The sequence below is a fragment of the Acetomicrobium mobile genome (genome assembly GCF_937920065.1).
Map to the genome: position 1 here is coordinate 1 of NZ_CALETC010000111.1, position 10,754 is coordinate 10,754.

9 protein-coding genes and 3 tRNA genes are annotated in these 10,754 nt (G+C 45.4%); 3 read left to right on the forward strand and 9 right to left on the reverse strand.

What is annotated here, in order from left to right:
- Positions 1-5: 5 nt before the first annotated feature.
- Positions 6-83: transfer RNA gene (locus Q7P41_RS04680), tRNA-Pro, on the reverse strand.
- 12 nt (positions 84-95) lie between these two features.
- A tRNA-Ala gene (locus Q7P41_RS04685) sits at positions 96-170 on the reverse strand.
- Positions 171-297: 127 nt separating this feature from the next.
- Here Q7P41_RS04685 and Q7P41_RS04690 point away from each other — a divergent pair.
- From Q7P41_RS04690 to Q7P41_RS04700, 3 genes are read left to right on the forward strand one after another with little or no spacing between them, the layout of a single operon-like run.
- A complete protein-coding gene (locus tag Q7P41_RS04690) occupies positions 298-486 on the forward strand; it encodes a MoaD/ThiS family protein (RefSeq protein ID WP_303882533.1) in 189 nt (62 codons plus the stop codon).
- Positions 487-492: 6 nt separating this feature from the next.
- A complete protein-coding gene (locus Q7P41_RS04695; protein ID WP_303882534.1) occupies positions 493-1,431 on the forward strand; it encodes an ATP-binding protein in 939 nt (312 codons plus the stop codon).
- Positions 1,410-3,053 (forward strand): NFACT family protein, encoded by a 1,644-nt coding sequence (locus Q7P41_RS04700; protein ID WP_303882536.1) that lies wholly within the window; start codon positions 1,410-1,412, stop codon positions 3,051-3,053. Before Q7P41_RS04695 ends, Q7P41_RS04700 begins: the two co-directional genes overlap by 22 nt.
- Here Q7P41_RS04700 and Q7P41_RS04705 read toward each other — a convergent pair.
- From Q7P41_RS04705 to Q7P41_RS04735, 7 genes are all read right to left on the reverse strand, one after another.
- Positions 3,001-3,921, reverse strand: a complete 921-nt coding sequence (locus Q7P41_RS04705) for an RluA family pseudouridine synthase (RefSeq protein WP_303882538.1) — start codon at positions 3,919-3,921, stop codon at positions 3,001-3,003. The genes Q7P41_RS04700 and Q7P41_RS04705 overlap by 53 nt on opposite strands.
- Before the next feature lie 14 nt (positions 3,922-3,935).
- Positions 3,936-4,304 (reverse strand): TraR/DksA C4-type zinc finger protein, encoded by a 369-nt coding sequence (locus Q7P41_RS04710; RefSeq protein WP_303882539.1) that lies wholly within the window; start codon positions 4,302-4,304, stop codon positions 3,936-3,938.
- A gap of 25 nt (positions 4,305-4,329) precedes the next feature.
- Positions 4,330-7,113 carry an isoleucine--tRNA ligase gene (gene ileS / locus Q7P41_RS04715; protein WP_303882542.1) on the reverse strand — a complete coding sequence of 928 codons (2,784 nt, stop codon included), beginning with the start codon at positions 7,111-7,113 and terminating at the stop codon, positions 4,330-4,332.
- A gap of 104 nt (positions 7,114-7,217) precedes the next feature.
- Positions 7,218-9,146 (reverse strand): TRAP transporter permease, encoded by a 1,929-nt coding sequence (locus tag Q7P41_RS04720; RefSeq protein ID WP_303882544.1) that lies wholly within the window; start codon positions 9,144-9,146, stop codon positions 7,218-7,220.
- 39 nt (positions 9,147-9,185) lie between these two features.
- The gene (locus Q7P41_RS04725) at positions 9,186-9,659 is read right to left on the reverse strand and encodes a DUF1850 domain-containing protein (RefSeq protein ID WP_303882545.1); all 474 of its coding nucleotides are present in this window, start codon (positions 9,657-9,659) and stop codon (positions 9,186-9,188) included.
- A complete protein-coding gene (locus Q7P41_RS04730) occupies positions 9,659-10,309 on the reverse strand; it encodes a protein-L-isoaspartate(D-aspartate) O-methyltransferase (RefSeq protein ID WP_303882547.1) in 651 nt (216 codons plus the stop codon). The genes Q7P41_RS04725 and Q7P41_RS04730 overlap by 1 nt, the downstream gene beginning before the upstream one ends.
- A 227-nt stretch (positions 10,310-10,536) precedes the next feature.
- Positions 10,537-10,613 (reverse strand) — tRNA-Arg (locus Q7P41_RS04735).
- Between the last annotated feature and the right edge of the window lie 141 nt (positions 10,614-10,754).

The window sequence follows — 10,754 nt, forward strand, 5'->3', positions numbered from 1 at the left end:
TATTTTGGTCGGGGCGAAAGGATTTGAACCTTCGACCCCCTGCTCCCAAAGCAGGTGCGCTACCCAGGCTGCGCTACGCCCCGACATTTGCTTCTTGGTGGAGCTGGGGGGATTCGAACCCCCGACCTTTTCCGTGCGAAGGAAACGCGCTCCCTCTGCGCTACAGCCCCTTCGGCGATCTCCATTGTAAGCGTCACTTTGGTTGCTTGTCAAGTATCATATCATGTGATATGGTATTTTTTCGCGTTGTGACTATGAAAGCGAAGTCAAAGAAATTGCGGGAGGTTGTGCGTAAAGGTGAAGGTTCGCTATCGAGACAAGGAGTTTGAGTTTAAAGAATCCATGTCTGTAAATAAGTTGCTAAAGAAGCTTTCTCTCAGAAAAAGCGAGGTCGTCGTGATAAAAAACGACACCATCGTCACGGAGGACGAAATGCTTCGCCCCGGCGACGATGTTCGCATAATAGATACCGTTAGCGGAGGATAGACGCTCATGAAATGTAGAATTTGCGCTGGCAAGGCGATCATTGGACTGCCCCAGCATAATATGGCCTTATGTGCCGAACATTTCGATAACTGGATGTTAAAGCGCGTGTCCAAGGCTGTCGATGAGTTCAAAATGTTTTCTAAGAAAAGCAACATTCTTGTTGCGGTCTCGGGCGGCAAGGACAGCCTGGCTTTATGGGATATATTGGTGCGTCTTGGCTATAATGCCTCCGGTTTGTACATCAATTTGGGCATAGAAGAGGACGATTACTCCGACGAGAGTGAAGAATTCGCAAGGTCATTTGCGGAACGCGTGGGTCGTAAATTATACATTGTAGATATCAAAGAAAATCATGGAATGTCTATACCCGAAAAAGCTTACACGAAAAGGCGAAAACCTTGCTCGGCCTGCGGAGTAACCAAGAGATATTACATGAACAAGATAGCCAGAAACGAGAGCTTTGACGTAATTGTGACAGGGCATAATTTAGATGACCAAGCAGCGGCGTTGCTTGGCAACGTGCTTTATTGGAAGATTGACTATTTGGCTAAGGGAGCGCCTTATTCCCCGCCCATCGAAAGCGGTCAATTTGGCAAAGCAAAGCCCTTGGTCTTTTGCACAGAAAAGGAAGACGCCGTTTACTGTTTGCTCAAAGGCATACCTTATATACAAAAGGAATGTCCCTATTCTAAGGGCGCTACCTCTTTGCGCTGGAAGCACATATTGAATGAAATCGAAGAAAATTCTCCGGGAGCCAAACATGCCTTTTACTTTGATTACGTGAGAAATATTGATTTGTTTCAGGCCAAAGAAAAAGAAGAAGAGCTACCCCCATTAACGTGCGAAATTTGTGGGGCGCCTTCATGGAACTATGTTTGTTCTTTCTGCAGATTGTGGGATCTGGACAAAAGGGGAAATCTATCGTGCGATATGGACCAGAATTAGCATTAGCCTGGACTTTGGATATAAATGAGCGCTATAAGGGAAAAAAGCTATTTCGCTGCGAAGCAGGCCGAGAATGGCTGGCCCTTCAATTTTCTCGAAACAACAATTGGCTTTGGCTAAGTTGGGACAACCAAAGTTGCGGTATGGCTGTGATAAATAAACAAGAGCTCGATATTTTAAAGGAACTAAGGGCCAAAACTCACCCTATCTCGGGAGCTATAAAAAGCCATTTGGTGGGAGGTTTTTTGGTTCAGGCATTTCAGATAAACAGGGATCGCGTAATAGCTATTGAATTTTCAAGACCTTTAGGCGCAGGGGTTAACGTGTCTAGATTTCTCGTGTTTGAAGCCACGGGCAGGCAGGCCAATCTCATCATCCTTGACGACAAGCAAAAAATTATGGAAGTGGCAAAACACATTCATCCGGAGATCAACAGGTATAGGTCGGTTCTTCCCGGACTATTTTACACTCCCCCACCGCCTTTTGAAGGCCCGGACTTAGAAATTTTTAGCAAAAACGACTTGGCAAACATCACTAAATACAGAGGGATAGGTCAACCTCTTGCAAAGTTTTTGTTGAAAGAATGGGAACTTCGAAATTTAGATCTTGAGCCCTACCTAAAAGGGCTTTACTCTATAACCTTGCAAGAGTTGATTTGCCAAGAAATTGACGATTACTTGACGGCATTCCCCTTGCCTTTAAGCGGTTCTCGAGGAGAAGGCAAGTCGCCTCTTGAATCTTCAAAAAAGCTGCTAGATCAGTACTTCGAGCGAGAAAGGCACAAAATGCTCGAGCAAATTTATAAAATATTGGATGTAAAAAGGCACAAGATAATCAACAAAATAAAAGGATTGTCAGCTCTCTTGTCAAATGTTGAAGAAGCGGAAAAATGGAGTCACTACGGTACATTATTGATATCTTATGCTCATAAGGTCAAAGATGGAGCACCCTTTGCTTGTCTGAAAAGCTGGGATGAACGCTATGGAAGGGTGGAAATAAAGCTTGATCCTAAGCTGTCTCCCATTGAGAACGCTAAAAAGTATTTTAAACTGGCAAAAAAATATCAAAGAAACGAAGAAAAGCTCTCAAAAGAGATGGAAAAGTTAAAGAACGCGCTCAACGAATTAGATGAATATCGCGAGTTTGTTTCCATGCTAAACGATGTCAGCGATGTGAAAAAGATACTAGACGATCTTTCTTCGGACGTTCGAAGCAAAGGGAGTCGAAAAAGTGGAGATTACGTGCCACCCTACAAAAGGCTTGATCTCAAGGACGGCTTTATCGTTTACGTAGGGTTAAACGCAAAGGGAAATAGGCACGTTACCTTTAAGATCGCCTCGCCGGAAGACCTTTGGTTCCATGCAAAAGATGTAACGGGCGCTCATGTAATCTTGAAACTATCGGGTAAGCTGGCGAATGAAAAGATGATAAACTTCGCGGCTTCTCTAGCTGCTTACTACAGCAAGGCAAAAGAAGCTTCTTATCATGTCGTCGATTACACTCAAAGAAAACATGTGAAATCCTTGCCTAAAACAGGACCGGGGCATGTTACCTATAGCGACTTTTCTTCTACTCGCGTTTCTCCTGGTTTATGGCTCGAGCTCCTTGAAGAGCTGCAATAAGTTCGTGAGGCAAAAAAGACCTAAAAGACACAATCTCGCCGCTTCTTGGATGTGGGAAAGCCAATTTCCAAGCATGGAGGAAAAAGCGATCCTTGGGGACCCAATCGGCCTTTATTTTTGCCCCGTATAGCTTGTCACCCACTATGGGGCAACCCATCTCCTCAAGGTGCACTCTAATTTGGTGCGTCCTGCCGGTATGGATGATGCAGTGCACGAAAGAAAATTTCCCCGTGCTCCAAAGCACCCTGTACTCTGTGATGGCTTCTTTTCCGTGGGGCACGACGGCCATCTTGAGCCTGTTTTTTGGGTTCCTGGCGATAGGGCTTGTAATCGTACCCTTTGGTTCTTTCGGTTCTCCTATTACCAGTGCCAAATATTCTTTCTTTACGGAGCGTGACTTAAAGGAGTCCATCAGCCTTTGCTTCGAATAAAGGTTTCTTGCCACTACCATGAGCCCTGATGTGCCTGCATCTAGGCGGTGCACTATTCCTGGCCTTTTTGAATCGGGTGACACCAATTCAGGATATCGGTGAATGAGTCCATGAGCCAAGGTGTTGCGCCTGTGTCCTGCTGCCGGATGTACAACTAAAGGGGCAGGCTTGTCTATTACTATGATGTCGTTGTCTTCATAGATAACCCCAAACTGCACGGGTTCGGGCTCAATTGGCGTCTCCTCGCCTTCAATGTCCTGAAACGTCAAGTCAAGTTTCATCGGGTTTTTAATCTTCATAGAAGGTTTCAACCCCAAATCCCGCAGTGTTCTTTGAATATGACTGCGGGATTTGGTGGGCAAGATCTTGCTTAAGGCGACATCGAGCCTTTCGCCGATAAACTCACTTGAGATTGTGACTTCAATTTTTTCAGGCATTTCTTAAGGCGTTGTCATCTCTGCTTATCAAGCTTTCTTTCGCACCCCATGCAGTAGCGCGCCCAAGGAAGAGCTTGGAGGCGCTGCTCTTCTATCTGTTTATTGCATAGCTCGCATAACCCGAATTTTTCTACGTTTTTATCAAGCTTTGCAAGAGCGTGATCAATGTTTATTAACATCACCTTAATGCTTTCCAATTTTCCGGCGATTTGCTCCTTGTTGATCATATTCATAGCTGTATCGACGAGATGATTTGTGTCAAGCGTCGATAGTTCGCCCAAATTTCCGTTGGTTGCTTCTAAGAGCAGCGCTTCTACCATTCTGACAAGTTCTTCCTTTTTTTGAATCAGCTTTCTTTTTATCCCTTCATAGTCAATTTCCATACATACGCTTGCCCCCACCATAGTATTAAGATTGAGCCGCCAGCACCATGCTACATCTGCCACAGACGCCTTTTTCTGCTACCTCTGGTGCGTACATCCAACATCTGGGGCATTTCTCGCCACAAGCTTTGGTTATTGCAATCTTGACGCCGGTTTCTTCGTCAGCATGGACTACGGGTGCTTCGGGCAACTCGTCCACCCAATTGACGTCCGATACTATGAAAACACCCTTCCACCAATAGGGAGAAAGAATGTCCCTTAATTTTGCAGTTTCGGAGTCAAGCTTTATGTTAACGCAGGCCTCCAGAGACTGCCCTATTAAATCTTGGCCACGAGCCGCTTCCAGAGCCCTGCTTACGGCACCTCGCAGCCACAAGATCCTCTCCCACTTCTCTTCCAACGATTCATGGTACAATGTTGGGTCTAAAGTGGGCCAATCCGCTAAAAATATGCTTTCAGGCAGCGTGTGATCTATTTCCCTTAAATGCTGCCAAACCTCTTCGGTCGTAAAGCTTAAAATTGGCGAAAGCATTAGGGTCAGCGTTTTTATTATATTCCACATCGCAGTTTGACAGCTCCTGCGCAGTTTCGAGTCGGCTGCCTCAACATATAACCTGTCTTTGTTAATATCGAGATAAAAGGCTGAAAGTTCATTTACGCAGAATTGATGAATCGTAAAGGTTGGCACGTGAAATTCAAAATCCTCAAAACCCCTTGTAACCTTGCTTATAATGCCCTGTAGCTTAGACAGGATCCAAAGGTCAATTTCTTCCATATCTTCGGGTGCAAGACTGTCGTTGTGCGGGTCGAAATCAAACAAGTTGCCAAGCATGTATCTCATGGTGTTTCTTACTCTCCTGTAAGATTCGACCAGGTTTTTTAGTATGGTTTCGGAAATTCTGATGTCATTTCTGTAATCGGTGGAAGCGACCCATAGGCGCAATATATCGGCGCCGTACTTTTCTATTACTTCCTGGGGTTGTACCACATTTCCAAGGGACTTTGACATTTTGCGGCCTTCTCCGTCCACGATGAACCCATGCGTTAGGACCATTTCGAAGGGAGCCCTTCCCCTAGTTGCAACAGAAGTCAAAAGCGAAGTTTGAAACCATCCCCTGTGCTGGTCGCTTCCCTCAAGGTACATCGTAGCGGGCCATTTTAGTTCAGGACGCGTCGTTAATACTGCCAAGTGGCTCGTTCCCGAATCAAACCACACGTCAAATATGTCGGTTTCCTTCTTTAAAGATTTTGAGTTACATTTAGGACAAAAGGCAAGTTCCTCCAGTAGCTCTTTGGTCTCCATCAGCCACCAGCAATCGCTTCCATGCTCGCGGACCTTGGCGCTCACCTTTCTTATCCTGTCGCTCGTTAAAATGAGCTCTCCGCAGTCGTTGCAATAAAAAGCAGGAATGGGAACGCCCCAAATTCTTTGTCTGCTGATGCACCAGTCGGACCTTTCGCGAACCATGTTGGCTATTCTATCCTGTCCCCATGACGGGATCCACTGTACCGAAGAAATCGCCTTTAAAGAATCTTCTTTGAACATGGACACGGCAATGAACCACTGGTTTGTTGCCCTGAAGATAATGGGTTTTTTACAGCGCCAACAGTGTGGGTAGGAGTGCATTATCTCCCCTTCTCCCAAAAGCCTTCCCTTTTGCTTTAAAACTTCCAATACTTTCTCCGAACCTTCTTCAAGGCTTAAGCCACCTACAAGCGGCGTTTCGGGGACGAAGTAACCCCTGCCATCGACAGGGTTGTATATTTCAAGGTCATATTTAATACCTGTTTCAAAGTCTTCAGCGCCGTGGCCCGGTGCGGTATGAACACAGCCGCTTCCTTCGTCTAGGGAGACGTAGTCTCCAAGGACAAATATTATCTCTTTGTCATCGTAAAATGGGTGAACTGCCTTCAGACCTTCTAATTCTTTGCCTTTAATTTCATATAACACATTATTAAAGTTAATCCCGGTTTCACGTTGTACCTTTTCTAGCAACCCCTTGGCCAGGAGGTATACTTTGTCGTTGGAGCTGGCGAAAATGTAGTCGAAATTGGGATGAACCGTGATTGCCAAACTTGCCGGCAACGTCCACGGTGTTGTAGTCCATATAATGGCGTAGGCTTCCTTGCCCTCAAGGTTGGGAAAGCCTTCTTTTTTTAACGGATAGGCAACATAAATTGAAGGAGAGGATATATCCTCATATTCTATTTCGGCGGCAGCTAGAGCAGTTTGACAGTCGGTGCACCAGTAAATGGGTTTTTGTCCGCGATATACATATCCACGATCTACCATTTCTGCAAAGGCTTCAAGCTCTATAGCCTCGTATTCCGGCTTAAAAGTGATGTAAGGATCATTCCAATCCCCTATAACACCCAGGCGTTTGAATTCATTTCGTTGTATATCTAAGAAACGATCGGCACACTCCTTGCACTTGCGCCTGAGATCAATAGGATGAAGCGAGTCCTTATCGAGCCCTTCATCCTTTAGCGTTCGAAGTTCTATGGGAAGTCCGTGGGTATCCCAACCGGGCACGTAAGGGGAGAAATACCCTCTCATCCATTTGTACTTCGGGATCATGTCCTTTAGTATCTTGTTAAAGGCTGTGCCAATGTGAATATTGCCGTTAGCGTAAGGAGGGCCATCGTGAAGAACGAAGGTCTTCTCTCTTTCCCCTTTGTTCATCAACTTCTGATAAATGTCGATGTCTTCCCAAAATTGAAGCATATCCAATTCTCTTTTTGCAAGGTTAGCCTTCATCGGAAATGAAGTTTTCGGTAGATTCAATGTCTCTTTGTAGTCGTCCGGCATTTACAAAACCTCCCAGTGTCTTTGTTTAAGAAGGTGCCGCTCGAGTTAAGTGCGGCACCCTCTAGAATGCATTATACACATAATAGCTAAAAGATAGTACTCTTTTATTGCCCTTTTGCCCGTCTTTTTTGGAAAAAATAGGTAAAAGCTAATATTGCTATACCTATAGCGTCAGAGAAGAGGCCGGGTATTAAAAGAGCTAAAGCTCCGCCAAAGATTATTATCCTAAGCCAAAAAGGTATCGGAGCCTTGTAATATCCGATGGTTGACATGCCTAGTAAAAATACTCCTATCACTGCCGTTATAATGGCCAATATGAATGGCAAAGGCGTTACATCGACCAACACAAGCATCGGGTTCATGACGTATATAAAGGGCACGAGAAATCCTGCCAAGGCCAGCTTCACCGCCGTAATGCCCGTTTTCATCGGATCTGCTCCTGCGATGCCCGCGCCGGCATACGCCGCCAAAGCTACGGGAGGGCTTAAATCAGCTGCAATTCCGAAATAAAGAACGAACATATATGCTGCCATTGGGGCAACACCAAGTTGAAGCAAAGCCGGAGCAGCGATGGTGCTCGTGACGATGAAGTTTGCCGTCGTAGGAAGGCCTGCACCAAGCAATATGCAAGTTACCATCGTAAGGAGCATGGTTATGAGCAAATTTCCTCTGGAGATCGTTATTATTAAACTTGCTATTCTAAGTCCTAGCCCCGTCAAGGTGGCCATCCCAACGATTATTCCCACAGTTCCGCAAGCACATGCAACTCCAAGCGATCCTTTTGCCCCATTTACCAAACCGTCCATCAGCTTCGGTAACGTGAGTCTTGTATCTTTAGATATAAAGGATACGGCAATCGTCGTCAGCACGCCGTAATACGCTGCCTTCATCGGAGTGTAACCGCCGACGAGGAAATATACTATGGCAAATAGGGGGATTAAAAGGTGCCCCTTAGATTTTAATAAACTCCAAAGCCGAGGAAGCCTCTCTTTCGGCAATCCAAGCAATCCAAGCCTCGTGGCCTCAAAGTGCACCTGTACCATGACGGCCGTATAATAAAGCAGCGCCGGAATCACAGCAGCTAAGGCTACTTTTATATAAGGCACCCCAAGAAACTCGGCCATTATAAAAGCAGCCGCACCCATTACGGGAGGCATTATCTGTCCACCCGTCGATGCGACGGCCTCAACGGCACCGGCAAAGTATGGTTTGTATCCTATGCTTTTCATTAGAGGTATGGTAAAGGTGCCAGTAGTGCAAACATTAGCTACAGAGGACCCGGATACGGTGCCCATAATCCCGGAACTGATCACAGCAACCTTGGCTGGGCCGCCCGTCGATCTTCCTGCGATGGCCAAGGCCAAGTCTATGACGAATTTTCCCATTCCTGTTTCCTGAAGGATGGAACCAAAGAGGATAAACATGAACACGAAAGTGGCAGAAACTGATATGGGAACGCCAAAGACACCTTCGGTGCCCAAATACATGTGATTTATAATGCGGGCTGTGTTAAACCCCCTGTGGGCGAAAAGTGAAGGAAAATATCGTCCATGGTAACAATAAATCAGCGAAACTATGGCAAGTATCGGCAAAACGGGGTTTGATACCCTTCTCGTGGCTTCAAGGAGCATTGCGATGCCCAAGAAACCTATAAAGACGTCCATTGGCGTGGGAAGTCCCGAACGCGTGATCATTTCATCGAAGTGTATAACTAAATAAAGTGATGTATAAGCGGCGATAACAGCTAATACGAAGTCGTACCAGGGAATTTTATCGATTGAAGATTTTTTTGTGGCAGGGTACAGCAGATAGGTTAAAAAGAGTACAAAAGCCAAATGCACCGCCCTTTGCTTCATCGCCAGAAGTTGGCCGAATCCCGCCGTATAGAGATGAAAGAGGGACATAGCCGCTGCTACTGCGAAGATGAGCATGTTTTGCCATCCCTTTAATACTCTATACCGTGCTTCCGCATCGTACTGTCTCATAATTTCGTCTAAATCGATAACTTGATCCTGTGGTTTAATGTTCTCCATCCATTACCCTCCTTTTTAGTTTAAACTTTACTAATTTCACTATAAGATGGACTTAAGGACCACAAAAAGGCAGACTGGCTGCTCGGGATAGCGATAATACAGTTCATGGTTGGTCTTACCGATCGTTAGTATGTTTTTGCCGATAGCGGCATTCCCAACCCTGCAGCGAATATTCATCCAGTGGCGTCTGCCTCCTCGAAATATCAACCAGTCTTCCGTCTTGACCAATGAGCCTGGATATTGGTCGAACGCGGGAAGGCCGGCGTTATGTGACTTGACTCTTTCTTCGTATAACCATATTTGGCCTCCTTGCAATAGAAATACATCCTGCACGGGGGTTCTTTCTAAGCTGTGAATGTAGCTCAGAAAGATTTTTTGGCCCACGGGAATTAAAAACATATCGGTGCCCCCCTCATGTGAAATGCACAACCAATAGTGAGGGGCAAAAAGCAAATAGGCAAGAGCAAATAAAAACACAAGACCAACCAGGGTAAATTTGAGTTTTTTGGTCACTAAGTCTTCACTCCCGGTAAAAGAGGTACAAATGAGCAGTAATCATAATGCTTTTGTTCAAGTTTGCCTTTGGTCTTCGTTATTTTAACTAGTTGTTCCACGTTGAAAGAGACGACTAAGGGTAAAACTAATTTGCCTCCTTCAGCAAGTTGGTCTACCCAGGCCTTTTCTATTTCGGGAGCTGCTGCTGTCACGATAATGCAGTCAAAGGGAGCTTCTTCCGGCCAACCAAGTCTTCCGTCTCCAATGTTAATCTTAATTTTATCCAAAAGGCCTAGTTCCTCGAAGATTTTTTTTGCACTTGCAGCTAAAGCTGCAATCCTTTCTATAGTGAAAACAATACATCCCATAGTGGCTAAAAGAGCAGCCTGATAACCTGATCCTGTGCCAATCTCCAAGACTTTGTCCCCTGGGCGGGGATCTAGCAATTCTGTCATCTTAGCGACGATATAAGGTTGCGATATCGTCTGGCCTTCACCAATGGGAAGAGCGCAATCGGCGTAAGCTAGATTCCTAAGGTCTTCTGGGACAAAAAGATGTCGTGGGAGCTTGGCCATCGCCTCCAATAAGGCGCTGTTTTTAATGGTGCGTCTTTTTACCTGGATTTCTACCATTGACTTAGCTTCCTCTTCCCATTTCTCCAACTCCACAGAAAACTCACCTAAATTCCTTTAAAGTATTGTTTTTTAGGCTTGGTAGATTACTTGCAACTCGATTTAGGATGTTCTTAGTTAAATTTCAAATCAGTGAAATGGCTAATATAAAACGTATATAAAAGCAACTAAATGCTTTGCTTCGTTGCTCTTGCTTGTTGTTGGGATTGTAATTTACGCAAAAATAGACAGGCCAGACGACCTGTCTTCGACGCTTCTTAAAATGGCGGGCCTGGCCGGACTCGAACCGGCGACCTACGGCTTAGGAGGCCGTCGCTCTATCCTACTGAGCTACAGGCCCAACAAGTTCGTGACTAATATTATCACGAACGTGGACTTGGGTTCAACACCTTTGGGAAAAATTCATAAAAATTGAGGGAGGCCGACGCTCCTAAAAACGCGTTTTTCACGAAATGTCGGGTTGACATTATGGAAGAAAACG